Origin of the sequence: Sediminivirga luteola (assembly GCF_014639315.1) — a bacterium.
In the GTDB taxonomy this organism is placed as follows: Bacteria; Actinomycetota; Actinomycetes; order Actinomycetales; family Brevibacteriaceae; genus Sediminivirga; species Sediminivirga luteola.
Map to the genome: position 1 here is coordinate 1 of NZ_BMFY01000044.1, position 525 is coordinate 525.

The 525-nt window shown below is 46.5% G+C and carries 1 protein-coding gene; it reads right to left on the reverse strand.

Annotated features, from left to right (window positions below):
• The coding region (locus IEW13_RS17260; RefSeq protein ID WP_188552140.1) for an IS3 family transposase at positions 1 to 397 on the reverse strand (397 nt) is incomplete at its 3' end.
• Between the last annotated feature and the right edge of the window lie 128 nt (positions 398 to 525).

The window sequence follows — 525 nt, forward strand, 5'->3', positions numbered from 1 at the left end:
CCCCCGCCCATTTCTGATTTGGCCCTGTTGTTGTAAAATCACCATCCAACAGGTTTGGTGCCACATTGAAGGTATGATCGCTATCGGTTGTTTTCTTAAAGGCATGGGTGCGTATCACTTTGATATTATTCTCTTTCATTAAACGGGAAACACGCTTTTCACTGACTGTAAAACCGAGATCACGTAGTTCATCCGTCATGCGTTCACGCCCATAGGATTGGTAATTTTCTTTATGGATTGTGCGGATATTGGTCAGCAAAACCAAATCTTTGCGTTGACGTTCAGACATGGGCCGCTTTCGCCAATCATAATAACCGCTGAGGCTGACGTTGAAGGCTTTGCACAGCAGGTGAAGCGGATGGTCGGCCTTTTTCGCATCAATGAACTTGAACCTCATCGCTTTTGACTCGCAAAGAAGGCCGTCGCCTTTTTTAGAATCTCCCTCTCCTCCCGCAATATTCGGTTTTCTTTGCGAAGGCGAGCCAGTTCCTTATGAAGGTCATCGTGCGGTCCTGACATCAAATC